Raw genomic sequence first — 24,170 nt, forward strand, 5'->3', positions numbered from 1 at the left:
CCAGCATGGCCCGTTCGCTCGACGGTCTCGTCCTCGCCCCGGTCGCCGACCAGGCCCCCGGCCAGGTGGGCACCCGCACCCGGTTCACCTACCACGAGGAGGACGGCGAGGTCTGGGCCGAGTACGCGGGCGGCGACGTCGTCCGCGGCCGGCTGGTGGGCACCCGTGTCGGCGACCGGCTCGACTTCCGGTACGTGCAGCTCAGGACCGACGGCAGCACGTCGTCGGGCCACTGCGCGTCGACGGTCGTCGACCTGCCCGACGGGCGGGTGCGCCTGGAGGAGACCTGGGAGTGGGAGTCGCGGCAGGGCAGCGGGACGAGTGTTGTGGAGGAGATCACCGCGCACGAGGACTGACCGGTGATCCGCCGGGTGTCTAAGGTGATCGGGTGAGCGAGCAGACGCAGGAGCGGGGAGCGGACACGGGGCGTCGCGTGGTCGTCGTCGGCGCGGGCATGGCGGGCGTGCAGACCGCGGTCGCCCTGCGCGAACAGGGCTTCACCGGCACCGTCACGCTGATCGGTGCCGAACCCCACCAGCCGTACGACCGCCCCCCGCTGTCCAAGGCCGTCCTGCTCGGCACGGCCGAGGGGTCCGCCTTCGACGTCGACTTCGAGGCGCTCGGCATCGAGCTGCGGCTCGGCTGCGAGGCGCTGGGCCTGCGCCCCGGCGCGCACGTCCTGGACACCTCCGCCGGGCCCGTGCCGTACGACGCCCTCGTCGTCGCGACCGGCGCCGAACCGGTCCGGCTGCCCGGTGCCGAAGGCGTCCCCGGCGTGCACCTGCTGCGCACCCTCGACGACGCCGAGCGGCTGCGCCCGGTGCTCGCCCGGCAGCACGACGTCGTGGTCGTCGGCGCGGGCTGGATCGGCGCCGAGTTCGCCACCGCCGCGCGCGAGGCGGGCTGCGCGGTGACCGTCGTGGAGGCCGCCGACCGGCCCCTCGCCGGCGCGCTGCCCGCCGAGGTCGCCGCCCCCATGACCGCCTGGTACGCCGACGCGGGCGCCGTGCTGCGCACCCACGCGCGCGTGGAGCGCGTCGAACCCGGCGAGCCGGGCCACGTCGTCCTCGACGACGGCTCGCGGCTGTCCGCCGGCGCCGTCGTCGTCGGCATCGGAGCCCGGCCCGCCACCGCCTGGCTCGCCGGCTCCGGCGTCGAGCTCGGCCCGCACGGCGAGATCCTGGCCGACGACCACCTGCGCACCTCCGTGCCGGACGTCCACGCGGTCGGCGACTGCGCCTCCTTCCCCTCCGGCCGCTACGGGGAACGGCTGCTCGTCCACCACTGGGACAACGCCCTCCAGGGCCCGCGCACGGTCGCCGCCGGCATCGTCGCCGCCGCCGGCGGCGAGGCCCCGGCGCCCTACGACCCGGTGCCGTACTTCTGGTCCGAGCAGTTCGGCCGGTTCGTCCAGTACGCGGGGCACCACACGGCCGCCGACACCACCCTGTGGCGCGGCGACCCGTCCGGTCCCGCCTGGACGGTCTGCTGGCTGCGCGAGGAGCGGCTGATCGCCCTGCTGGCGGTGGGCCGCCCCCGGGACCTGGCCCAGGGCAGGCGTCTGATCGAGGCCGGCGCCAGGATGGACCCGCGGCTGCTCGCCGACCCCGCGAGGCCCCTGAAGGCGGCGACGGCGTAGCACGCCGTCGGCGGGTCGGACCGGGTCCGGTTTCCGACTGTCGGTGCCAGATGGCAGGCTGGAGGCGTGACCGAGATTGACGCAAAGATCGATGCTCTCGTACCCGCCTGGCTCACCGTCCCCGACATCGCCGAGATGCTCGGTGTCGAGGTGACCCGCGTGCGACAGCTGATCAAGGAAGGCCAGCTCATCGCCGTACGCCGCGGCGAGAACCGCGCACTGCACGTCCCGGCGGCCTTCATCGACGGGGACAAGGTCGTCAAGGGCCTGGTCGGGACCCTGACCCTGCTGCGGGACGACGGCTTCACGGTCGAGGAGATGCTGGAGTGGCTCTTCACGCCCGACCCGACCCTGCCCGGCACCCCCGCGCAGGCGCTGAGCGAGAATCGCGGCACGGAGGTGAAGCGCCGCGCCCAGGCGCTCGCCGTCTGACCCGACACACCGCCCGCCGTACGGGCCGCGACCCTCGCGGCCCGTACGGCACGGTCCGCACGTCACCGACCCGGGGGGACACACCCATGCCCGAGACCGCCGCCACCGCACGCGCCCGGCTCGCCGACGCCCGGCTCTACCTGTGCACGGACGCCCGCAGGAGCCAGGGCGACCTGCCCGCGTTCCTGGACGCGGTGCTGGCCGGCGGCGTCGACATCGTGCAGCTGCGCGACAAGGGCATGGAGGCCGCCGAGGAACTGGAGCACCTCGAGGTCTTCGCCGACGCCTGCGCCCGCCACGGCAAGCTCCTCGCGGTCAACGACCGGGCGGACGTCGCCCACGCCGCCGGCGCCGACGTGCTGCACCTCGGACAGGGCGACCTCCCGGTGCCGGCCGCCCGGGCGATCCTCGGCGACGACGTCCTCGTGGGACGCTCCACGCACGCCGAGTCCGAGGCCGCCGCGGCCGCCGTCCAGGAGGGCGTGGACTACTTCTGCACCGGCCCCTGCTGGCCGACCCCCACCAAGCCCGGCCGCCACGCGCCCGGCCTCGGCCTGGTCCGGTACACCGCGTCCCTGGGCACCGACCGCCCCTGGTTCGCCATCGGCGGCATCGACCTCGGCAACCTCGACGAGGTGCTGGACGCCGGTGCCCGCCGGGTCGTCGTCGTCCGCGCCATCACCGCGGCGGACGACCCCGGTGCGGCGGCGGCCGAGTTCGCGAAGCGCCTGCGGCAGGCGTAGGGCGGGAGCGCGTCCGGCGCGGTTGCCGGGGACATGTGTCCAAGGGATGGACAACAAACCGACAATGCGGACAAATGTCCCGCATCCGGTTGGGGGGCCGCCGCTCCCTGGCTAACCTGCCCGTATGGCCCTCGGAACCGCATCCACCAGGACGGATCGCGCACGCACCGTGCGGGACATCCTCGCCGCCGGCAAGACGACGTACTCGTTCGAGTTCTCCGCGCCGAAGACGCCCAAGGGCGAGAGGAACCTGTGGAGTGCGCTCCGGAGGGTGGAGGCGGTCGCCCCCGACTTCGTCTCCGTGACCTACGGCGCGGGCGGTTCCACCCGCGCGGGCACGGTCAAGGAGACCGAGCAGATCGTCGCCGACACGACCCTGACCCCGGTCGCCCACCTCACCGCGGTCGACCACTCCGTCGCGGAACTGCGCAACATCATCGGCCAGTACGCCGACGCGGGGATCCGCAACATGCTGGCCGTGCGCGGTGACCCGCCCGGCGACCCGACGGCCGACTGGGTCCCGCACCCCCGGGGCCTCACCTACGCCGCCGAGCTGGTGCGCCTCATCAAGGAATCGGGCGACTTCTGCGTCGGCGTCGCGGCCTTCCCGGAGATGCACCCGCGCTCCGCCGACTGGGACACGGACGTCGCGCACTTCGTCGACAAGTGCCGGGCCGGCGCCGACTACGCGATCACGCAGATGTTCTTCCAGCCCGAGTCGTACCTGCGCCTGCGCGACCGGGTCGCCGCGGCCGGCTGCGAGACCCCGGTCATCCCCGAGGTGATGCCGGTGACCAGTGTGAAGATGCTGGAGAGGCTGCCGAAACTCAGCAACGCCTCGTTCCCGCCCGAGCTGAAAGAGCGCATCCTCTCGGCACAGGACGATCCGGCGGCTGTACGCTCCATTGGCATCGAGTTCGCCACGGAGTTCTGCGCGCGGCTGCTGGCCGAGGGTGTGCCCGGACTGCACTTCATCACGCTCAACAACTCCACGGCGACGCTGGAAATCTACGAGAACCTGGGCCTGCACCACCCCCCGCGGGCCTAGACCGGCCGCACGTATTTGCGACACACTGCGTAGCGGCCACTGGGAGAGGGGCGTACATGGGCTGGACGGTCCTCTACACCGCGTTCGGCATCGTCGCGCTGTGGCTGCTCGGTGAGGTGCTGCTGCAGTACAAGGCGCGGCTGCGCTGGCGGCTGCTCGCCTTCGGCGGGTTCACCGGCGTGGTGGCCGGCGTGCTGATGTCGAACGTGCTCGTCATCGGAGTGGGCGCCGCCGCCTTCGCGGTCGGCCAGACCTACGTGACCCTGTCGTTCCGTCGCGGCTTCGAGTCCGGATGGGCGGTCAACGCCCCGGAGAGCCTGGTGGGCAGCAAGCGCCGCCGCCCCGAACGGAGCCGCCGGAAGCCGACGTTGGAGGTCTCCGGCCTGGAGGCGGACGACGCCGTCCCCGTCGGCCAGGAGGAAGGCGCGCCGGGCCACGACGGCTCCTCCCGCGGCCATGACGGCTCCTCCCACGGCCATGACGACTACGACCGGGACGACGTCTTCACCCCGGTCCGCCCCGTCGAGACCACCGCGGTCTACGCGCCGCAGCCCGTGCCGGACGACACCGGCTCGTACGGCGTGTACGGCGCCGACCCCGGCTACGGCCAGGACCAGCAGACGCCGGTCGCGCAGAGCCCCGACCAGACCTACGCCCACGGTCACTCCGGCTACGGCTACGGCGGGCAGGACTACGGCTACGACACCGGCCCGCAGCAGTACGCCGCCTACTCCGACCCGTACATCGGCACCCACACCTACGGCGACGGGGCGTACGACACCGGCGGCTACGGCACCACCGGCGGGGTGCAGTACGACCAGCAGGGTTACGGGCAGGGCCAGTTCCCCGCCGGGACGCCCGGCGGCTACGCCGGCGAGACCCCGCCCGGCGGGGTGTGGGTGCCGCAGCAGCGCACCGCCGGCGATCCGTACGGCGGCGAACTCCCGCCGGAGCAGGCGTACCCGTACCAGGGCGACGGCCAGGCACCGGGCCCGGGCCAGGGGTACGACGAGCAGTACCGCTACTGACGGCACCCGGGCCCGGTGACGGGCCCGCCGGTCACTGCGAGCCCCGGAAGCCCGGTCCCTCCACGACGAGTCCGGCGACCAGCGCGCCCGACATGCCCGCGTGCGGCAGCCCGCCGCCGGGGTGCGACCAGCCGCCCGCCGTGAACAGCCCCGTGAGGCGCGTGCTGTTGGACGCGTGCAGCAGCCGTCCGCCCGCCGCCGCCAGCGCCGGAGCCGGAACCGCGCCGCCCGCCGCCCCGGTCTCCGCCGCGATGTCGGCCGGGGTGCGCACCTCCTGCCACAGGAGACGGTCGCGCAGCCCCGGCACGGCCCGCTCGGCGACGGCGACGAGACGCTCGGCCCGGTCCTTCGCGTCGGCGCCCGCGGGCACCACCGAGGTGAGGGTGACCGCCTCGTGGTCCGAGTCGGGGACCAGCCCCGGGTCGTCGGGCCGCAGGATCGTCACGGTCGGATCCGCGGGCGCGCCGGGCGCGGCACCGAACAGGTGGTCCAGCTCGCCCGCGCGGTCCCGGGCGTGCACCACCGTCCGGTGCGCCGTGCCCCCGGGACGGCCGCCCCGCAGCGCCAGCAGCACCGTGAGCCGGCTCGCCGCCCCGCGCTGCGGCGGAACCCCGTCCGCACCGCGCACCACCGTGTCCCCGGCGAGGCGGTCCAGCACGCCGGGCGCCACACCGGCGACCACGTACTCGGCCTCGGCCACCTCACCACCGGCCAGCTCACGCCCGCCACCCGGCCGTCCTTCTCGACGATCCCCGTGACCTCGGTGTCGAAGCGGAACTCGACCCGGCGCTCCCGGCACCGCTCGTACACCGCCCGCGCCAGCTCCCGCAGGCCACCGCGCACGTACCACATGCCGAAGGCGTGCTCCATGTACGGCAGCACGGCCGCGTTCGCCGGGACGCTCCGTGGATCGAGGCCGTACGCGAGCGCGCAACCCTCCAGCAGGGCGGTGAGCCGGGCGTCCCGCAGCTCCCAGGCGGCGACCTCGGCGAGCGTGCCGGCCCGGCGGGTGCGCAGCAGCCGCTTGTGGGGGACCGCGGGGTAGGGCTCGCGCTCGGCCAGCACCCGCCAGTCGGGCCACAGGGGTTCCTCGAGCAGCGGCCGGCGGGTGCGGTCCCAGGCCTCCCGGGCCCGCACCAGCAGATCACCCCAGCGCTGCCCGGCGGGCGGGCCGAGCGCCTCGTCCAGGGCGTCGACCACGCCCGCCCGCGAGGCGTTCGGCAGGGAGACCTCCGTGCCGTCCGCGAACAGGTGCCGGGACGAGGGATCGACCTGGACCAGCTCGACGCAGGACTCCAGCGGCTCCTTGCCGGTCTTGACGAACAGATCGCGCCAGACCGCGGGCAGGGGCAGCAGCCCGGGGCCGGTGTCGAAGGAGAAGCCGTCCCGCTCGAAGCGGCGCACCGCCCCGCCGTACGTCCCCGTCCGCTCGTACACCGCCACCCGGTGGCCCGCGACGGCCAGCCGGGCGGCGGCCGCCATCGCGCCCATCCCGGCGCCGATCACCGCAATCCGTGCCATGCCAGGGACTTTATCCGCCGCCTGTGACAGCCCGGTCCGAGGGGCCGCGGGGGACCCGGGCGGCCGCGGCGCACGCCGGCCGTGCCGCGGCGGGCCCGCCGAGCACTCCGACGGGCGTGGCGGTGACCGGTCGGTGCCGCGCCCCGGTGGGCCCCGGTGCGCAGGACTGAGTACCCGTACCTAGCCGAGGAGATGAGTACGCACGCGGATGGGGCCCGACCGGTGGTGACGAGAGAGTGGGGGCACGGAGACGGGCACGGCTCCGGCACCGGCGGCACGGGGCGCCGGAACGGAGCCGGGCCCGCGATCCGCTCCTTCCGCCGGCCGCGGCCGGCGGGAGCGAGGCACGGGGGAATCCGGGGGCGACCGAGAACGGGGGTCCACGGGGGACGCACGGGGGAGCAGGAGAAGGCGCCGGCCCGACGGCGGCCCGCGGGGGACGCGGCCACCGTCGGACCGGCGTCCTTCGTGTCCGGGACGCGCCTCAGGGGCGGCCGCTCACCCGCCCCTGGAGCAGCCGGGACAGGGCCGCGTGCACGTCGTCCAGGGACCGCTCCGGCTGGAACGACTTCCAGTCCAGCGCGGCCACCAGGACCATGCCGACCAGCGCGGCGGCGGTCAGCGGCACGTCGATCTCCTCGCTGAACTCACCGCTCTCCACCCCGTCGCGCAGCACGCCCTCCACCACCGCCACGGCCTGCTGCCGGACCACCAGCAGCGTGGACTGCCAGGCCCGGTTGGTCCGCCACAGCTCGGCCACGTACAGCTGGGTGAAGGCGGGGTAGCGGTCGATGAAGACCAGCCCCGCGCGGATCATCGCGTCCAGGGCGTCCACCCGGCCCCGGCCCTCCCGCTCCGTCCGCTCCGCCGCCTCCCGCAGCGAAGCCGTCAGAAGCCCGACACCGTGCCGCAGCAGCTCCTCGAAGAGGACGGACTTGCTGGCGAAGTTGTAGTAGACCGTGCCCTTCGCGACACCGGCGCGCTCGGCGATCTCTTCCACGGTGGTGGCGGAGAAACCCTGTTCGGCGATGAGGGTGACGGCCGCCTCGTAGAGCTTCTGCCGGGTGGCCTCGCGCCGGCTGCCGCCCCGCGAGGTGGTGCTGCTGCTTTCCATGGTCCCGATTCTCACAGCACCCCGCCCGGGGCCGTCACCGCGGGGCTCGGCGATGCGCCGGAACCCGAACACGCGAGCGCATCGAAAGACCAGGTCAGAACGGATTGTCAGTGGCATACCGCACGATGGGCACATACGGCACCTCGTCACAGTGCGTGCCGTCACGGAGACGACAGGAGGATCGTCATGGCCCACTCGTCCGCAGCCGCCGCCCGGCGGCCCCGCGCAACCGGCCCTGCCCCCTCACTGAACGGCCCCGCGAGCGACGTGCACCCCGTGCTCCGCCGGGCCTCCGCCCCGCCCGCCGCCCTCGACCTCCTCGCCCAGGCCCGCGCCGGACTGGAGGAGGCCACCGCCCTCGAAACGCCGAACGAGAGGTACGCGACGGCCCACCTCGCCGCCCTGCGCACCGCCGCCGCCGTGCTCGCCGCGCGCGGCCGGCCCGAGACCACCCCGCGGGCCCGGGCCCGCATCCGCAGCGCCTGGGACGTCCTGCCCGAGATCGCGCCCGAGCTCACCGACTGGAGCGCGCTGTTCGCCTCGGGAGCCCGGCGCCGCGCCCGCGCCGAGGCCGGCATCCGGGGAGCGGCCGGCAACCGGGACGCCGACGACCTGATACGCGACGTGGCGATGTTCCTGCGCATCGTGGAACGCATGCTCGCCCTGCAGCCGGTCCTGCCCCGGCCCCGCCCCGACGCGCAGGACCCGGGCCGGCCGGGCCCGGAGCGTCCGGACCCGGAGCCGGACGGAGCGGGGCGCGAACTGTCCGACGCGGGATGAACGCGCCGGTCACCCCGGGTCCGCCGACGGCGGGCGGCGGCACCCGGAGTGACCGGCCGGCGCACCGGAGGCAATAGGGTGGGAGACGCCTGAAGCCTGCCCCTTCCCGCACCCGGGCCGGGGAGGCAGCCCGTTCGCTCCGCCCCTGCCAGAGGCGGTGCCGCGCCGAGGAGTCAACTGCCGTGTCGGACCCGATGCGCCCGCCCGCCTCCCCCCACCGCCACCAGGCGGAGTCGCTGCGCTCCGACCCCTCCCGGTCCCGCGCCGCCCTGCGCACCGCCGTGGTGTGGGAGGTTCTCCAGGACGCCCTCGACCGCCGGGTCAAGGCCACGGGCCGCCAGACGCTGGACGTCCTGGACACCGGGGGCGGCAGCGGCAACTTCGCGGTGCCCCTGGCCCGGCTCGGGCACCGCGTCACCGTCGTCGACCCCAGCCCCAACGCGCTCTTCGCCCTGGAGCGCCGGGCCGCCGAGGCCGACGTCGCCGACCGGGTCCGGGGCGTCCAGGGCGACGTCCACGGCCTCTTCGACGTCGTCGAGCGCGGCGGCCACGACGTGGTGCTGTGCCACGGCGTCCTGGAATACGTGGACGACCCCGCGGAGGGCGTCCGCAACGCGGTGGCCGCCCTGCGCGCCGAGGGCGTCCTCAGCCTGCTCGCCGCCGGCCTCGGCGGCGCCGTGCTCGCGCGGGCCCTCGCCGGTCACTTCACGGAGGCCCGGCAGGCGCTCGACGACCCGGACGGCCGCTGGGGCACGGGGGACCCGATGCCCCGCCGGTTCACCGCGGAGCAGCTCACCGGTCTGGTCGAGGACGCGGGACTCCGGGTCGGCGCCGTGCACGGCGTGCGGGTCTTCGCCGATCTCGTCCCCGGCGCGCTCGTGGACACCGAGCCCGGCGCCCTGGACGCGCTGCTCAAGCTGGAGGCCGCAGCGGCCGAGCTCGCCGCCTTCCACTCCGTGGCCACGCAACTCCATGTGCTCGGTGAGACCCGGGGGACCGGAGAGGCCTGAGTGCCGACTCCTGAGACAGCCCCCTGATCAGGGCCGCGGCGGCAGATGGAGTACGCCACAGGCCCCCCGAACGGGGGCTCGGCGCCGTATGATCGGGGGAGACCGCCCGGCATGACGGGCCGGCCGCTGGGGAAAGGGAACTTCAGCGAGCCGGCGCGGCCATGACGGAATCCGGTTGGCCAATTGGCGTAGAGGGGCGGGTTTCACGGGGGCGATTCCCTGCCTATCCTGAAGGGACCCCCCGGGTCGCCCCGGCGACTGCACGATGAGGAGGACTCCGTGCCGCTCTCGGAGCACGAGCAGCGCATGCTCGAGCAGATGGAGCGAGCGCTGTACGCCGAAGATCCCAAGTTCGCGTCGGCGCTCGAGGGAAGCGGGCTGCGTACGTACACCCGGCGGCGGGTCTACCAGGCGGTCGCGGGCTTCCTCGTGGGAATTGCGCTCCTCATGGCCGGTATGGTCGCCAAGCAGGTCTGGCTCAGCGTGGTGGGTTTCCTCGTCATGCTGGGCTGCGCGGTCCTCGCCGTGACCGGCTGGCGCAAGGCTCCCAAGCCCGGCGAACAGCCCGCCGCGGGGGCCGGACCACAGGCACGCCGCCAGGTGCGGCAAAGGCGCTCCATGATGGACCGCATCGAGGAGCGCTGGCAGCGACGCCGGGACGAACAGCAGGGCGGCCAGTAGCCGCCCGCCGCCCACCGCGACAGTCCGTGTGAGGGGGTGACCACCGATCGGTGGTCACCCCCTCACACGTGTCCGTGCATCTCCCACGCACCCCGGCGCACCCCTTCGCGAGACCCGCCATCGGCCATCGGCTATCGGCCACCGACCACCGGTCATCGGCCGCCGGATCCCCGGCGAACCCGTCATCGGCACCGGGCCCGCCGCGTGAACGGCCGGGCCCGGTGCCCCCGGTGCCGATGGGCGTCAGCCCTGCTGCCCCGACGCCTTCCGCAGAGCCGGCCGGGCCGCCGCGACCCGCCGCCGGAGCGCCGCCCACCGGTCCGACGCCGCCCACACCACCCGGACGGTGGAACGCGGGGCGAACCGCGCGCGCAGTGCCGTGCCACGGCCGACCGCGGCACGCAGCCCCGTACGCGCGCGGCGCACGTCCTCCGCGAGACCCGCGGCCGGGCGAGGCCGAGGGGCGTAGAGAACCTGTTCCACGGCGTCCGCCACCCGGTGCACCGAGGCCGCCGCGGCCGCGTCGAGCTGCCCGAGCCGGACGATCCGGTCCGCCGCCCTGCGCGGCGTCCGCGACTCCTCGGGCGGGATGCCGAAGTCCCACGCCGTGTCGGACAGCTCCTCCCAGACCGCCAGGACGTGCGGCGCCGCGTCCGCCTCGCCACGCCCGTGCGCCCCCAGCCGGAGCGCCCGGATCCGCAGCCGCCAGAGCATCGGCGCCAGCGGGAGCACCAGGACCGCGAGGCCGCCCAGCGACCAGCCCAGGACCGCGTACCACGCCGGTCCGCCGCCGCCCGTGACCGCCACCGCCGCCGCCGACTCGCTCGGGCAGGCCTCCAGCTTCTTCAGCCGGGCCGAGCAGCTCTCGCTCGCCGAGGGCGCCACCGGCGGCTCCGACGCCGTGTTCCGGGAGGGCAGCGCGGGGTCGGGCACCGTGTTGCCCGGCGTGTTCTCCACCGTGTAGGAGGGGACCGAGCCCCGGGTCGGCGTGGGCTCGAACCGGGTCCAGCCCACGCCCTCGAAGTACAGCTCGGGCCAGGCGTGCGCGTCCCGCAGCGTCACCGACACCGAACCGTCCGCCTGCGGGGAACCCGGCGCGAACCCGACCGCGACCCGCGCCGGTATGCCCAGGGAACGGGCCATCGCCGCCATGGCGAAGGAGAAGTGGACGCAGAAGCCCTGCCGATCCTCCAGGAAGCGGGCGATCGCCTGCGAACCGCTGCCGACCTGCACCTCGGTGTCGTACTCGAAACCGCCGGTGACCGCGAAGTACTCCTGGAGCGCGACCGCCTGTTCATAGGCGTTCGACGTCCCCTCGGTCACCTCCCGGGCGGTCTGGGCCACCACCGGCGGCAGCGAGTCCGGCAGCTCGGTGTACTCCTGCCTCAGGCCCGCCGGCGGCCGCGGTGCCGCGGCGAGCTGTTCCGCCGTCGGCCGCACGTCCAGGCTCCGCACCTCGTACGTCAGCCCGCGCGTGTTCTGGCCGTGGTCGCCGACCAGCGTCATGCCGACGGGCTCGTAGCGCCAGTTGCCGTCGATCCGGACGCCGCTCGGCGGGTACGGCATCGGCAGCCAGTCCTGGGCGTACCAGTCGGCGGCCGAGACCGTGGTCTCGGTCTGCACCCGCTCGACGTCGGGGCCGAGGCCGGCCGGGGTGGGGAACAGGCCCTCCGGAACGGCCGTGACGCGCCGCTTGGACGGCTTCCAGGTGCTGCCGTCGAAGTCGTCCAGGGACACGATCCGCAGGTACAGGTCGGACAGGGCGTCCGAGTCGGTCCTGACGGACAGGACCTGGCGGTCCTCGTCGACGTTGAGGCTGTCGCGCAGGGAGACCAGCGGGTTCACCGCGGAGATCGTGCCGCCGCCCCCGGTCCCGGAGCCGACGCCCGTACCGGTGCCGTCGAGCAGCCCGCCGTCCATCGCGGGCAGCGCGAGCGGCACCGCGAGGGCCACGCCCAGCGCCAGCGCGCCGATGCGGCGCCCGGTACGGACCGGGGCCGCCTGCCCGCCGCGGCCGCCGCCCGGAAGGCGCGGTGCGCCGCCGAAGACCCGGCCCCACTGCGAGAGCCGCTCGCGGCCCTCGGCCAGCAGCAGCATCAGGTAACCGGTCGCCGCTGCCAGGAACCACAACCAGTCGGCGCCGCCGTCGGACAGCCCCGCGGCCACCGAGTACAGGGCCAGCAACGGCAGACCGGCCGGGGCCGCGCTGCGGAAGGTCACGGCGAGGGCGTCCACCAGCAGGCCGATCACCAGTACGCCGCCGACCAGCATCAGACGGATGCCGTCGGACTCGAGCGGCGCGGGGACCGCGTACCGCGCGATGTCGTCGCCGCCCTGCCGCAGCAGCTCGGCGAAGTACCGGAAGGCCTCCGGGCCGGGTATCAACCCGGCGAGGGCCTGGTGACGGGCGAAGTCCAGGGTCAGCAGCATCAGCCCGACCACGGCCTGTGCGGCGATCGTCAGCGGCCGGGCCAGCGGCACCCGGCGGGCCGCCGCGCCCACCCCCGACTGGACCGCCAGCAGGACCGCCGCCTCGACGATCCAGAAGAACGGGTCGACCAGGGGCAGCAGCGCGCACGCCGCCAGCAGCGTGGCCGCCCAGGCCCACAGCGCCAGCCGCGCCCGCCCGCTCACTGCGCCCCCTCTTCCCGACGCGCCGCCGCGGGACCGCCGGGCCGGTGGTCCGGGGCGCACGGCGTCGGCCGTGTCCGTCCGCTCATCGTGGGCCCTCCCCGCCGCCCGCCGCCGCGAGCCCCGTGCGCTCCCGGTCCGCCAGCCGCCACAGTTCCTCCAGGCCGGCGCCCCGCGGCACGCCCACGGCGCTCCAGCCCGCCTCGCGCAGCATCCGCAGCCGTTCCCCGCTCCCGTCCGACGGGCCGGGCACGCCGGACGCCCCCCGCCGCCACGTCCCGCCGTCCAGCACGAAGGCGATCGCGCCGCCGCTGCGCTGCCGCATCCGGGCGGCCACGGCGGCCTGCTCCTCGTCCAGATCACCGAAGAACGCCACCAGCAGCCCCTCGTTCCCGCCGCGCAGCACGTCGTAGCCCCGGGACAGGTCCGTGCCGTCGGAGTGGTCGATCACGGCGAGGGTGTCCATCATCAGTCCGGCCGCCTCGGCCGTCCCCTGGCTCACGCCCGCGAACCCGTCGGCGCCCTCACCGGGCACCGAGTGCCCGGTGTCGGTGAGCAGCCGGACGGAGTACCCCCGCTCCAGCATGTGCACCAGCACCGACGCCGCGCCCGACACGGCCCACTCGAAGGCCGAGTCGGGGCCCGCGCCCTCGAAGGCCGCACCCCGGGTGTCCAGGAACACCGTGCACCGGGCCCGCTGCGGCTGCTCCTCGCGGCGCACCATCAGCTCCCCGTGGCGCGCGGTGGAGCGCCAGTGCACGCGGCGCAGGTCGTCGCCGTGGCGGTACCCGCGGGGAATCACGTCGTCCTCGCCCGCCAGTGCCAGCGAGCGCTGCCGTCCGTCGCCGTACCCCTTCGCCTCGCCGCCCAGCCGTACCGGCGGCAGCGGCTCCACGCGCGGGGTCACGGTCAGGTCGTCGTACGTGGAGAAGGACCGGGTCAGCTCGCACATGCCGAACGGGTCGGTCAGCCGCAGCTGGAGCGGGCCCAGCGGATAGCGGCCGCGCAGGTCGGAGCGGACCCGGTAGGACACCTCCCGGCGGCCGCCCGGCTCCACCCGGTCGAGCACGAAGCGGGGGCGCGGCCCGAGCACGTAGGGCACCCGGTCCTGGAGCATCAGCAGACCGGTGGGCAGCCGCGAGACGTTGTCGAGGCGCAGGTGGACCCGCGCCTCGGTGCCCGCGGGCACCCGTGCGGGGGAGAGACGGCGGCTGCCCGCGACCCGGTAGCGCGTGCGGTACAGCACCGTCGCGCACACCAGCGGCAGCACGCCCAGCAGCAGCCCGACCCGCAGCAGGTCGCTCTGCCCGAGAACGAAGGCGCAGATCGCGGCGGCGATGCCGGCGGCCAGGAAGGAACGTCCGCGGGTGGTCAGGCCCGCCAGGGCGGTGCGGACACCACCGGCCTCCCCGCCGCGGCCGCCCCCCGCCCGCCCCGTCCCCCCGGCGTCCATCACAGCCTCCGCGGCTGCCGGCCGTACGCCGGCTCGCCCCGGCCCGTGCCGTAGCCGGTCTGCTGCGGGGACGCCGCGGGCACCGGGGTGCGCTGCAGGATCTCCTGGACGACCTGCTCGGCGGTACGGCGGTTGAGCTGGGCCTGGGCGGTGGGCAGCAGACGGTGTGCCAGCACGGCGACGGCGAGGGCCTGCACGTCGTCCGGCAGCGCGTACTCCCGGCCGCTCAGGGCTGCGGACGCCTTCGCCGCGCGCAGCAGGTGCAGCGTCGCGCGCGGCGAGGCGCCGAGTCTCAGCTCCGGGTGGGTCCGCGTGGCGGCGACCAGGTCCACCGCGTACCGCCGGACCGGGTCCGCGACGTGGACGCCGCGGACCGCCTCGATCAGCTTCAGGATCTCGTGCGCGTGCGCCACCGGCTGGAGGTCGTCCAGCGGGTTCACCCCGCCGTGCACGTCCAGCATCTGCAGCTCGGCGTCCGGGCTGGGGTAACCGATGGAGACGCGGGCCATGAAGCGGTCCCGCTGGGCCTCGGGCAGCGGGTAGGTGCCCTCCATCTCGACCGGGTTCTGCGTCGCCACCACCATGAAGGGGCTGGGCAGCTCGTAGGTCTGGCCGTCGATGGTGACCTGGCGCTCCTCCATCGACTCCAGCAGCGCGGACTGCGTCTTCGGCGAGGCGCGGTTGATCTCGTCGCCGATCACCACCTGGGCGAAGATCGCGCCCGGCTTGAACTCGAAGTCCCGGCGCTGCTGGTCCCAGATGGACACCCCGGTGATGTCCGAGGGCAGCAGGTCCGGCGTGAACTGGATCCGTCGCACGGAGCAGTCGATCGACCGCGCCAGTGCCTTGGCCAGCATGGTCTTGCCGACTCCCGGGACGTCCTCGATCAGCAGATGGCCCTCGGCGAGCAGCACGGTCAGCGAGAGCCGTACGACCTCGGGCTTGCCCTCGATCACGCCTTCCACCGAAGCGCGCACCCGCTCGACCACGGCGGTCAGATCGTCCCCCACCCTCGGACCTACTCCGGTGGGGGGACCCCCATGGCTCGCACGATCGTCATAGGTCGTCACCCGGCCCTCCTCGGCCTTGCCCCGGGCTTCCTCGGAAGCCCGGGGTACCCCAGCATTCCGGACCGGCCCCGTACGGCCGGCCGGCCCGCCCCGCATCACGGACGCCGCGCGGAAACAGTTCCGCGCGACATCACTTTCCCGCATTCTTGCCGCCGTTACCGATTCGTGTCACTCGCCTGTGGACAACTGACCGCGATATGTCGCGCCTTGCGGCCTTTGCGGGTCTTGCGCGGCGGGGACCGCCGGTGCGGGGCGGCCGGGACGGTGACGATCAGGCGGGCGTGACCTCGTTCAGCCGGCCCGTCCTCACGTCGAAGACAAAACCGCGCACGTCCTCGGTGTGCAGCAGGAACGGTGAGGTGCGCACCCGCTCGATCGACTGGCGGACGTCCTGCTCGACGTCCCGGAAGGACTCCACCGCCCACGCGGGGCGCTGACCGACCTCCAGCTCCAGGTCGTGCCGGAACTCCTCGGTGATGGTCTCCATGCCGCAGCCGGTGTGGTGGATGAGGACCACGCTGCGGGTGCCCAGCGCCCGCTGGCTGATGGTGAGGGAGCGGATCACGTCGTCGGTGACGACACCGCCCGCGTTGCGGATGGTGTGACAGTCACCGAGGTTGAGGCCGAGCGCGGCGTGCAGGTCGAGCCGTGCGTCCATGCAGGCCACGACCGCGACGCGCTGGACCGGGCGGGCGTCCATCCCGGGATCGGTGAACGCCGCGGCATAGCGCGCGTTCGCCTCGACGAGCCGGTCGGTGACGCTGCTGTCGCCGACTATGGCGGATTCTGAGTCTGCGGGAACCGATGCGGAAGTCGTCATGACTGCGACGTTACTGGTCACCGGCGCCCGGAGCCCGCTGTGAAGGGGGACAAAGAACACCATCACGGCTTGTTGTGAGCCACTCCACAGCGCGTGAGAGTGCGCCCGTACGGGTGAAAAGCCCCGGCGCACCGGTTTGCGGACTCCGGTGTCCGCGACGCGCAGGCCGGTTGATTGACCGGGCGACAGGGTGGACTAAAGTGACGCGAAGCGGGAGGCCAAGCTCTCCCTGCTGGACTGAACACCCCGGAGACCTGGGCGATGTCCCACCAGATCTCCCCACGTGCGCGGCGCGTACGTACGGCTCGGCCTCCTCCCGCTCCCGGCCGGCCGACGCTTTCGGCGCCGGCAGGCCTCCCCTTCGGACGTGGGCGGGAGGGGACCCGGCGGTGCGTGACGCCGTGCCGGACCCGAGAGGCCGTCCCAGTTGAGCCAGAGTCGACACGTCCCGGTGATGCTCCAGCGGTGCCTGGACCTGCTGGCACCCGCCCTCCAGGAGCCGGGAGCCGTGGTGGTGGACTGCACGCTCGGACTCGGCGGGCACAGCCAGGCGCTGCTCGACCGTTTCCCCGAGGCCCGCCTCGTCGCCCTCGACCGGGACAAGGAGGCCCTGCGCCTGTCCGGCGAGCGGCTCGCCCCGTACGGGGGGCGCGCCACCCTCGTCCACGCCGTCTACGACGAGCTGCCCGACGTCCTCGACCGGCTCGGCGTCCCGCGCGTCCAGGGCGTGCTGTTCGACCTCGGCGTCTCCTCCATGCAGCTCGACGAGGCCGACCGCGGCTTCGCCTACGCCCAGGACGCCCCGCTCGACATGCGCATGGACCAGACGACCGGCATGAGCGCCGCCGAGGTCCTCAACACCTACCCGCCGGGCGAACTCGTCCGCATCCTGCGGGCCTACGGCGAGGAGAAGCAGGCGAAGCGGATCGTCTCCGCGATCGTGCGGGAGCGCGAGAAGGAGCCGTTCGACAACAGCGCCCGGCTGGTGGAACTGATCCGCGCCGCGCTGCCGCAGGCGGCCAAGCGCACCGGCGGCAACCCGGCCAAGCGCACCTTCCAGGCCCTGCGCATCGAGGTCAACGGAGAGCTGTCCGTGCTGGAACGGGCGATCCCGGCCGCCGTCGAGGCGCTCGCCGTGGGCGGGCGGATCGCCGTGCTGTCGTACCACTCCCTGGAGGACCGGCTGGTCAAGCAGGTGTTCGCGGCCGGTGCCGCCAGCACCGCGCCGCCCGGGCTGCCCGTCGTCCCCGAGCGTTACCAGCCGCGGCTCAAGCTGCTCACGCGCGGTGCCGAACTTCCCACCGAGGAGGAGATCGCCGAGAACCGGCGGGCGGCACCGGCACGGCTGCGCGGAGCCGAACGCATCAGGGAGTCCATCGGGTGAAGCGAGTGAGGCAGGCCAGGCGGGTGCGGGTGTGCCACCCGGGCCGAGGGGAGGGCGAGTGAGCGGGAAACCCCGGCTGAAGGGGAGGGCTGCCCGGCTCGCCCGGCTCCTCCCGCCCGGCAGCGCACGCGGCAGGGCCGCCCGGGCGCCCTTCGTCCTCCTCGTCGTCCTCCTGCTGGGCGGCGGGCTCATCGGGCTGCTCGTCCTGAACTCCGCCCTGAGCGAGGGCTCGTTCCAGCTGGACGACCTCGAGCAGGAGACGAAGAGCCTCACCGACGAGGAACAGGCGCTGCAGCGGGACATCAACACCTACTCCGCTCCCCGGGCACTCCAGTACCGTGCCCGCGAACTCGGCATGGTGCCCGGCGGAAACCCGGTCTTCCTCGCCCCCGACGGCACCGTCAAGGGTTCGCCCAGCCCGGCGGCGGCCACCGCCCTTCCGCTCGTCCTCGCCCCGGAAGCACTGGTCGAGCTGTCCGCCACAGCCACCCCGACCCCGACCTCCGGCAGGTGACGGAAGTGTCCGACAGGCAACCGCCGCGCCGCCGTGTGCCCGGACCCGCGAGGCCCGTCGGCCCCGGTGGCCGGCGGCAGCCCGGACCCGGCGCCCGCCCGGCCCGCCGGCCCGGCCCGCCCCGGCCCGGCGCACCCCGCACCATCCGGCTGGGCAGTCCCCGGCCCCGGCTGCGCATGATCGGCCTCGCGCTGACCCTCGTCCTGGCCGCCTTCGTCGTACGGCTGCTCCAGGTGCAGGCCGTCGACGCCGGCACCTACGCCGCCAAGGCCGAGCAGAACCGCTACGTCGTGCACACCCTGACCGCCGACCGCGGTGGCATCACCGACCGCAACGGCGTGGCCCTCGCGACCACCGTGGACGCCTACGACATCACGGCCGACCCCACGATGTTCACCCGCGAGGCGCTGAAGATCGACGACGGCCCCGAACAGGCGGCGGCGCTCCTCGCGCCGATCCTCGGCACGGACCAGCAGGAACTCGTCGACCGGCTCCGCCCGGCGAACGGGAAGCTGCGGTACGTCCGGCTCGCCCAGCGGCAGACCCCGCAGGTCTGGAACCAGATCAAGGACCTGAAGACCGCGCTCGGCAAGAAGGCCGAGACGGACAAGTCCGCCGTCAACGTCCTCGCGGGCGTCCTCGCCGACCCGAGCAGCAAACGCGTGTACCCGGGCGGCGACCTCGCCGCCGGCATCCTGGGCTGGGTCAGCGCCGACGGCAAGGGCGGCGGCGGCCTCGAACGACAGCTCGACAAGACGCTGGCCGGCAAGGACGGCGAGATCCGCTACGTGCAGTCCGGCGGGCACCAGGTGCCCACCGCCGACGCCTCGGAGACGCGCGCCGTGCCCGGCAGCGACGTCGAGCTCACCATCGACCGCGACATCCAGTGGGCCGCGCAGCAGGCCATCGGCGAACAGGTGAAGAAGTCCCAGGCGGACGGCGGCTACGTCATCGTCCAGGACACCCGCACCGGCGAGATCCTGGCCATGGCCAACTCACCCGGCTTCGACCCGGGCGACCTGGCCCACGCCGACCCCGACGCGCTCGGCAACGCGGCCCTCCAGGACGCCTTCGAACCCGGGTCCACCGCCAAGGTGCTGTCGATGGCGGCGGTGCTGGAGGAGAACGTCGCCACGCCGGCGACCCGCATCACCGTCCCCAACCGGCTCAAGCGCGGCGACCGGCTCTTCAAGGACGACGTCGACCACCCCACCTGGTACCTCACGCTCAACGGCGTGCTCGCCAAGTCCAGCAACATCGGCACGATCATGGCCACCGGCGAGCTGGGCAAGACCCAGCAGGAGGCCAACAAGGTGCTCTACTCCTACCTGCGCAAGTTCGGCCTCGGCGAGTACAGCGGGCTCGGCTTCCCCGGCGAGACCAAGGGCATCCTCGCGCCGCCCGACCAGTGGTCGACCTCGCAGCAGTACACGATCCCTTTCGGCCAGGGCGTCTCCGTGACCGCGCTCCAGGCGGCCTCCGTGTACTCGACGATCGCCAACGGCGGCGTCCGCGTCGAACCCACGCTCGTCCGCGGCACCAAGGGCGAGGACGGGCGCTTCACCCCGGCCCCCGAGCCCGAGAAGACCCGCGTGGTCAGCGAGAAGACCGCCAAGACCCTCGCGCAGATGCTGGAGTCCGTCGTCGACGACGAGGAGGGCACCGGCACCAAGGCGCGCATCCCCGGCTACCGCGTGGCGGGCAAGACGGGCACGGCCAACCGGGTGGATCCGGCCACCGGCAAGTACCACGGCTACACCTCGTCGTTCGCCGGGTTCGCCCCCGCCGACAAGCCCCGCGTCACCGTCTACTGCGCCATCCAGAACGCCACCGCGGGCAGCTACTTCGGCGGCCAGATCTGCGGCCCCATCTACAAGCAGGTCATGGAGTTCGCCCTGAAGACCCTCCAGGTCCCGCCGACCGGGGCCGCCCCCGCCGACCTTCCGGTCGCCTTCAAGCCCTGACCGGCCGAGAGACCTCCGCACCGAACCCGCACCGAGCCAGCACCGAGCCAGCACCGAGCCAGCACCGAGCCACCAGGAACCATCCGTGACGACGATCACCCCGGATCCCGGGAACCAGCGCACCCCCGGCCCCTCGCCCATCCGTCGCCCACCGCCGTCCTCGCCGGACCGTGCTCCGCGCGGGCCCTCCTTTGGCCCGGAAGCGGCTACGCCCGGTACGCTCACCGCCGTGCCACACGCCGATCAGTCCCAATCCACCCAGAAGGGCCACCCCGTGACGTATCCGGGCCCGCCCCGGCCGGTGCAGGTCTCCGCCACACCCCTCGCGGAACTCGCCGATCAGCTGGGTGTCACCGCGCCGGACAGCACCGCCGGGGTCACGGGCATCACCCATGACTCCCGCGCCGTCCGCCCCGGTGACCTGTACGCCGCCCTCCCCGGAGCCCGCGCCCACGGCGCCGACTTCGTCACCCAGGCCGCCGGTCTCGGCGCCGCCGCCGTGCTGACCGACCCGGCCGGCGCGGAGCGCGTCGCCGCCGCCGGACTGCCGGCGCTCGTCGTCGACGATCCGCGCGCACGGATGGGCGAACTGGCGGCCACGATCTACGGCCACCCCGGCCGCGATCTCCTCCAGATCGGCATCACCGGCACCTCCGGCAAGACCACCACCGCCTACCTCGTCGAGGGCGGCCTGCGCACCGCGCGGAGCACCGGTCTCATCGGCACGGTCGAGATGCGCATCGGCGACGAACGCATCAAGTCCGAGCGCACCACGCCGGAGGCCACCGACCTCCAGGCCCTGTTCGCGGTCATGCGCGAGCGCGGCACCGAGGCGGTCGCCATGGAGGTCTCCAGCCACGCCCTGGTGCTCGGCCGGGTCGACGCCTGCGTCTTCGACGTGGCGGTGTTCACCAACCTGAGCCCGGAGCACATGGAGTTCCACTCCGACATGGAGGACTACTTCCGGGCCAAGGCGCAGCTGTTCACGCCGGAGCGCAGCAGGCTCGGGGTCGTCAACACCGACGACGAGTACGGCCGCCGGCTCGCGAACGAGGCCACGGTCCCCGTCGTCACCTACTCCGCCGAGGGCCACCCCGACGCCGACTGGCGCGCCGAGGACGTCCGGGTCGGACCGATGGACTCGACGTTCACCGCGGTCGGCCCCAAGGACGAGCGGATCACCGCCAGGTCGCCCCTGGCCGGTCCCTTCAACGTGGCCAACACCCTCGCCGCGATCGCCGCCCTGGCCGCCGCCGGCCTCGACCCGCAGACCGCGGCCGACGGCATCGCCGTCGTGCCGGGCGTGCCGGGCCGGCTGGAGCGCGTGGACGAGGGGCAGCCCTACCTCGCGGTGGTCGACTACGCCCACAAGACCGACGCGGTCGAGTCCGTCCTGCGGGCCCTGCGCAAGGTGACCGAGGGGAAGCTGCACGCCGTGCTCGGCTGCGGCGGCGACCGGGACACCACCAAGCGGGAGCCGATGGGCGCGGCCGTGGCCCGGTTCGCCGACACGGCCGTACTGACCTCCGACAACCCCCGCTCCGAGGACCCCCTGGCCATCCTCGCCACCATGCTCCGGGGCGCGGCGTCCGTGCCCGCGCACGAGCGCGGCGAGGTCCAGGTCTTCGAGGACCGGGCCGCCGCGATCGCCGCCGCCGTCGCCCGGGCCGAGCCCGGCGACACCGTGCTGGTGGCGGGCAAGGGCCACGAGCAGGGCCAGGACATCGCCGGAGTGGTCCGTCCCTTCGACGACCGCCAGGTGCTTCGCGAAGCCATCCGGAAGACCCAGGGATGAAGATCCTGAAGAACCAGGGGATGAACTTGTGATCGCCCTCTCCCTCGCCGAGATCGCAGAAGTCGTCGGCGGGCAGATGCACGACATACCGGACCCGTCCGTCGAGGTCACCGGACCGGTGGTCCGGGACTCCCGGGAGGCGGGACCCGGCAGTCTCTTCGTCGCCTTCGTCGGCGAGCGCGTGGACGGCCACGACTTCGCGCCGGCGGTCGTGGAGGCGGGAGCGGTGGCCGTGCTCGGCTCCCGCCCCGTCGGCGTGCCCGCGATCGTCGTGGACGACGTCCAGACCGCCCTCGGCGCCCTCGCCCGGCACGTCGTACGGCGCCTCGGCGCCACCCTCGTCGCCCTCACCGGATCCGCCGGCAAGACCAGCACCAAGGACCTCATCGCGCAGGTCCTGCAGCGCCAGGCGCCGACGGTGTTCACGCCCGGTTCGCACAACAACGAGATCGGGCTGCCGCTGACCGCCCTGACCGCCACCGAGGAGACGAAGTACCTCGTCCTGGAGATGGGCGCCCGCGGCATCGGCCACATCCGGTACCTCACCGGCCTCACCCCGCCGCGGATCGGCCTCGTCCTCAACGTCGGCAGCGCCCACATCGGCGAGTTCGGCGGCCGGGAGCAGATCGCCCAGGCCAAGGGCGAACTCGTCGAGGCGCTTCCGCCGGCCGACGAGGGCGGCGTCGCGGTCCTCAACGCGGACGACGCCCTCGTGCGCGCCATGTCCTCCCGGACGAAGGCGAAGGTGATCCTCTTCGGGGAGTCCGACGAAGCGGACGTTCGTGCCGAGAACGTGCGACTCACGGACAGCGGACAGCCTTCCTTCAGGCTTCACACACCCTCCGGTGCAAGTGATGTGACCATGCGCCTGTACGGTGAGCACCACGTGTCGAACGCGCTCGCCGCGGCCGCCGTCGCCCACGAGTTGGGCATGTCCGCAGACGAGATCGCCACCGCGCTCTCCGAGGCGGGCTCCCTCTCCCGCTGGCGGATGGAGGTCACCGAGCGCCCGGACGGCGTGACGCTCGTCAACGACGCCTACAACGCGAACCCCGAGTCCATGAAGGCCGCGCTGCGCGCGCTGGTGGCCATGGGCAAAGGGCGCCGTACGTGGGCGGTGCTCGGCAAGATGGCCGAGCTCGGGGACGAGGCGCTCGCCGAGCACGACGCGGTCGGACGGCTCGCCGTCCGGCTCAACGTCAGCAAGCTCGTCGCGGTCGGGGGCACAGAAGCCCGATGGCTGCAACTGGGCGCATACAACGAGGGTTCGTGGGGTGAGGAGTCGGTGCACGTGTCCGACGCACAGGCGGCGATCGACCTGTTGCGCAGCGAGTTGCGCCCGGGGGACGTCGTGCTCGTGAAGGCGTCCCGTTCGGTGGGTCTGGAGAGCGTCGTCGCGGCGCTGCTCGAGGCCGGCGCCGAGGGCGAGGTCGCCGCCCGATGATGAAGCAGATCCTGTTCGCGGGAGTCATCGGCCTGTTCCTGACCTTGGTCGGCACCCCGCTGCTGATCAAGCTGCTGGCCCGCAAGGGGTACGGCCAGTACATCCGCGACGACGGACCGCGCGAGCACGCCAGCAAGCGCGGTACGCCGACCATGGGTGGTATCGCCTTCATCCTGGCGACGGTCGTCGCCTACTTCCTGGCCAAGGTGATCACGGGCTACCTGGACGAGCAGGCCGACGCGGGGCCGACCTTCTCGGGTCTGCTGGTGCTGGGCCTCATGGTCGGCATGGGCCTGGTCGGCTTCCTCGACGACTACATCAAGATCGTCAAGCGGCGTTCGCTGGGCCTGCGGGCCAAGGCGAAGATGGCCGGCCAGCTCATCGTCGGCATCGCCTTCGCGGTCCTCGCGCTGCAGTTCGCGGACAACCGCGGCAACACCCCGGCCTCCACCAAGCTGTCGTTCATCACCGACTTCGGCTGGGCCATCGGACCGGTGCTGTTCGTGGTCTGGGCGCTGTTCATGATCCTCGCCATGTCGAACGGCGTGAACCTCACCGACGGCCTCGACGGCCTGGCCACCGGCGCCTCCGTCCTGGTCTTCGGCGCCTACACCTTCATCGGCGTCTGGCAGTTCCAGGAGTCCTGCGCCAACGCGCTGACCCTGACCAACCCGGGCGCCTGCTACGAGGTGCGCGACCCGCTCGACCTGGCGGTGGTCGCCTCCGCGCTGATGGGTTCCTGCCTCGGCTTCCTGTGGTGGAACACCTCGCCGGCCAAGATCTTCATGGGCGACACCGGTTCGCTCGCGCTCGGCGGTGTGCTCGCGGGTCTCGCGATCTGCTCGCGCACCGAACTGCTGATGGCCATCCTCGGCGGCCTGTTCGTCCTGATCACCATGTCGGTGGTCATCCAGGTCGGCTCCTTCCGCCTCACCGGCAAGCGCGTCTTCCGGATGGCGCCGCTTCAGCACCACTTCGAACTCAAAGGCTGGTCCGAGGTCCTCGTCGTGGTCCGCTTCTGGATCATCCAGGGCATCTGCGTGATCGTCGGACTCGGCCTCTTCTACGCGGGATGGGCAGCGGACAAGTGACCTCCTCG

General features: G+C 73.7%; 20 protein-coding genes and 1 pseudogene. 15 read left to right on the forward strand and 6 right to left on the reverse strand.

Going from position 1 to position 24,170, the window contains the following annotated elements:
- The first annotated feature begins 5 nt into the window (after positions 1-5).
- The 6 genes from JHAT_RS09490 (at position 6) to JHAT_RS09515 (ending at position 4,890) form a co-directional block, all read left to right on the forward strand.
- The gene (locus tag JHAT_RS09490; protein WP_077797629.1) at positions 6-356 is read left to right on the forward strand and encodes a hypothetical protein; all 351 of its coding nucleotides are present in this window, start codon (positions 6-8) and stop codon (positions 354-356) included.
- Between the two features lie 32 nt (positions 357-388).
- Positions 389-1,639: an NAD(P)/FAD-dependent oxidoreductase gene (locus JHAT_RS09495; RefSeq protein ID WP_171990817.1), complete on the forward strand. Its 1,251-nt coding sequence runs from the start codon at positions 389-391 to the stop codon at positions 1,637-1,639.
- Between the two features lie 66 nt (positions 1,640-1,705).
- The gene (locus JHAT_RS09500; protein ID WP_077797631.1) at positions 1,706-2,071 is read left to right on the forward strand and encodes an Rv2175c family DNA-binding protein; all 366 of its coding nucleotides are present in this window, start codon (positions 1,706-1,708) and stop codon (positions 2,069-2,071) included.
- An 86-nt stretch (positions 2,072-2,157) separates the two neighbouring features.
- Positions 2,158-2,814: a thiamine phosphate synthase gene (gene thiE / locus JHAT_RS09505; RefSeq protein ID WP_077797632.1), complete on the forward strand. Its 657-nt coding sequence runs from the start codon at positions 2,158-2,160 to the stop codon at positions 2,812-2,814.
- 124 nt (positions 2,815-2,938) lie between these two features.
- On the forward strand, positions 2,939-3,862 hold the full coding sequence (gene metF, locus JHAT_RS09510) for a methylenetetrahydrofolate reductase [NAD(P)H] (protein WP_077797633.1): 924 nt from the start codon (positions 2,939-2,941) through the stop codon (positions 3,860-3,862).
- A 56-nt stretch (positions 3,863-3,918) separates the two neighbouring features.
- Positions 3,919-4,890, forward strand: coding sequence for a hypothetical protein (locus JHAT_RS09515; RefSeq protein WP_077797634.1), 972 nt, complete (start codon positions 3,919-3,921; stop codon positions 4,888-4,890).
- A gap of 31 nt (positions 4,891-4,921) precedes the next feature.
- On the opposite strand, the pseudogene JHAT_RS09520 reads toward JHAT_RS09515, so the two are convergent.
- Both JHAT_RS09520 and JHAT_RS09525 read right to left on the reverse strand, forming a co-directional pair.
- Positions 4,922-6,411, reverse strand: a pseudogene (locus JHAT_RS09520) (phytoene desaturase family protein).
- A gap of 484 nt (positions 6,412-6,895) precedes the next feature.
- Positions 6,896-7,525, reverse strand: coding sequence for a TetR/AcrR family transcriptional regulator (locus tag JHAT_RS09525; RefSeq protein WP_077797635.1), 630 nt, complete (start codon positions 7,523-7,525; stop codon positions 6,896-6,898).
- Positions 7,526-7,711: 186 nt separating this feature from the next.
- Here JHAT_RS09525 and JHAT_RS09530 point away from each other — a divergent pair, with 186 nt between their 5' ends.
- The 3 genes from JHAT_RS09530 (at position 7,712) to JHAT_RS09540 (ending at position 9,996) form a co-directional block, all read left to right on the forward strand.
- The gene (locus tag JHAT_RS09530; RefSeq protein WP_077797636.1) at positions 7,712-8,305 is read left to right on the forward strand and encodes an SAV_6107 family HEPN domain-containing protein; all 594 of its coding nucleotides are present in this window, start codon (positions 7,712-7,714) and stop codon (positions 8,303-8,305) included.
- A 182-nt stretch (positions 8,306-8,487) separates the two neighbouring features.
- Entirely contained in the window at positions 8,488-9,315 is an 828-nt protein-coding gene (locus JHAT_RS09535) for a methyltransferase (protein WP_171990818.1), read from the forward strand.
- A gap of 279 nt (positions 9,316-9,594) precedes the next feature.
- Positions 9,595-9,996, forward strand: coding sequence for a spore wall synthesis complex protein (locus JHAT_RS09540; protein ID WP_077797637.1), 402 nt, complete (start codon positions 9,595-9,597; stop codon positions 9,994-9,996).
- Positions 9,997-10,239: 243 nt separating this feature from the next.
- Here the strand turns inward: JHAT_RS09540 and JHAT_RS09545 are convergent, their stop codons facing one another.
- The 4 genes from JHAT_RS09545 to JHAT_RS09560 form a co-directional block, all read right to left on the reverse strand.
- Positions 10,240-12,630, reverse strand: a complete 2,391-nt coding sequence (locus JHAT_RS09545) for a DUF3488 and transglutaminase-like domain-containing protein (RefSeq protein ID WP_077797638.1) — start codon at positions 12,628-12,630, stop codon at positions 10,240-10,242.
- An 82-nt stretch (positions 12,631-12,712) separates the two neighbouring features.
- Positions 12,713-14,080, reverse strand: a complete 1,368-nt coding sequence (locus tag JHAT_RS09550) for a DUF58 domain-containing protein (RefSeq protein ID WP_171990819.1) — start codon at positions 14,078-14,080, stop codon at positions 12,713-12,715.
- Complete coding sequence (locus tag JHAT_RS09555) at positions 14,080-15,150, reverse strand: AAA family ATPase (protein WP_375603557.1); 1,071 nt, start codon at positions 15,148-15,150, stop codon at positions 14,080-14,082. Before JHAT_RS09555 ends, JHAT_RS09550 begins: the two co-directional genes overlap by 1 nt.
- Before the next feature lie 271 nt (positions 15,151-15,421).
- Positions 15,422-15,970 carry a carbonic anhydrase gene (locus tag JHAT_RS09560; RefSeq protein WP_077797641.1) on the reverse strand — a complete coding sequence of 183 codons (549 nt, stop codon included), beginning with the start codon at positions 15,968-15,970 and terminating at the stop codon, positions 15,422-15,424.
- A gap of 427 nt (positions 15,971-16,397) precedes the next feature.
- Between JHAT_RS09560 and rsmH the strand changes: the two genes are divergently transcribed.
- The 6 genes from rsmH (at position 16,398) to mraY (ending at position 24,162) form a co-directional block, all read left to right on the forward strand.
- Positions 16,398-17,354 carry a 16S rRNA (cytosine(1402)-N(4))-methyltransferase RsmH gene (gene rsmH / locus JHAT_RS09565; protein WP_077797642.1) on the forward strand — a complete coding sequence of 319 codons (957 nt, stop codon included), beginning with the start codon at positions 16,398-16,400 and terminating at the stop codon, positions 17,352-17,354.
- 58 nt (positions 17,355-17,412) lie between these two features.
- The gene (locus tag JHAT_RS09570; RefSeq protein WP_077797643.1) at positions 17,413-17,868 is read left to right on the forward strand and encodes a hypothetical protein; all 456 of its coding nucleotides are present in this window, start codon (positions 17,413-17,415) and stop codon (positions 17,866-17,868) included.
- Positions 17,865-19,832: a penicillin-binding protein 2 gene (locus tag JHAT_RS09575; protein WP_077797644.1), complete on the forward strand. Its 1,968-nt coding sequence runs from the start codon at positions 17,865-17,867 to the stop codon at positions 19,830-19,832. The genes JHAT_RS09570 and JHAT_RS09575 overlap by 4 nt, the downstream gene beginning before the upstream one ends.
- A gap of 274 nt (positions 19,833-20,106) precedes the next feature.
- On the forward strand, positions 20,107-21,627 hold the full coding sequence (locus tag JHAT_RS09580) for a UDP-N-acetylmuramoyl-L-alanyl-D-glutamate--2,6-diaminopimelate ligase (protein ID WP_077797645.1): 1,521 nt from the start codon (positions 20,107-20,109) through the stop codon (positions 21,625-21,627).
- A gap of 28 nt (positions 21,628-21,655) precedes the next feature.
- A complete protein-coding gene (gene murF / locus JHAT_RS09585; protein WP_077797646.1) occupies positions 21,656-23,071 on the forward strand; it encodes a UDP-N-acetylmuramoyl-tripeptide--D-alanyl-D-alanine ligase in 1,416 nt (471 codons plus the stop codon).
- The gene (gene mraY, locus JHAT_RS09590; RefSeq protein ID WP_077797703.1) at positions 23,071-24,162 is read left to right on the forward strand and encodes a phospho-N-acetylmuramoyl-pentapeptide-transferase; all 1,092 of its coding nucleotides are present in this window, start codon (positions 23,071-23,073) and stop codon (positions 24,160-24,162) included. The genes murF and mraY overlap by 1 nt, the downstream gene beginning before the upstream one ends.
- Positions 24,163-24,170: the final 8 nt, after the last annotated feature.

Origin of the sequence: Streptomyces sp. JHA26 (assembly GCF_002005565.1) — a bacterium.
In the GTDB taxonomy this organism is placed as follows: domain Bacteria; phylum Actinomycetota; class Actinomycetes; order Streptomycetales; family Streptomycetaceae; genus Streptomyces.

Bases quoted from the DNA above. Each gene is read 5' to 3' on its own strand.
- JHAT_RS09530 (WP_077797636.1), top strand. From the start codon at position 7,712: ATGGCCCACTCGTCCGCAGCCGCCGCCCGGCGGCCCCGCGCAACCGGC.
- JHAT_RS09490 (WP_077797629.1), top strand. From the start codon at position 6: ATGGCCCGTTCGCTCGACGGTCTCGTCCTCGCCCCGGTCGCCGACCAG.
- JHAT_RS09525 (WP_077797635.1), bottom strand. From the start codon at position 7,525: ATGGAAAGCAGCAGCACCACCTCGCGGGGCGGCAGCCGGCGCGAGGCC.
- mraY (WP_077797703.1), top strand. From the start codon at position 23,071: ATGAAGCAGATCCTGTTCGCGGGAGTCATCGGCCTGTTCCTGACCTTG.
- JHAT_RS09550 (WP_171990819.1), bottom strand. From the start codon at position 14,080: ATGGACGCCGGGGGGACGGGGCGGGCGGGGGGCGGCCGCGGCGGGGAG.
- metF (WP_077797633.1), top strand. From the start codon at position 2,939: ATGGCCCTCGGAACCGCATCCACCAGGACGGATCGCGCACGCACCGTG.
- JHAT_RS09515 (WP_077797634.1), top strand. From the start codon at position 3,919: ATGGGCTGGACGGTCCTCTACACCGCGTTCGGCATCGTCGCGCTGTGG.
- thiE (WP_077797632.1), top strand. From the start codon at position 2,158: ATGCCCGAGACCGCCGCCACCGCACGCGCCCGGCTCGCCGACGCCCGG.
- JHAT_RS09560 (WP_077797641.1), bottom strand. From the start codon at position 15,970: ATGACGACTTCCGCATCGGTTCCCGCAGACTCAGAATCCGCCATAGTC.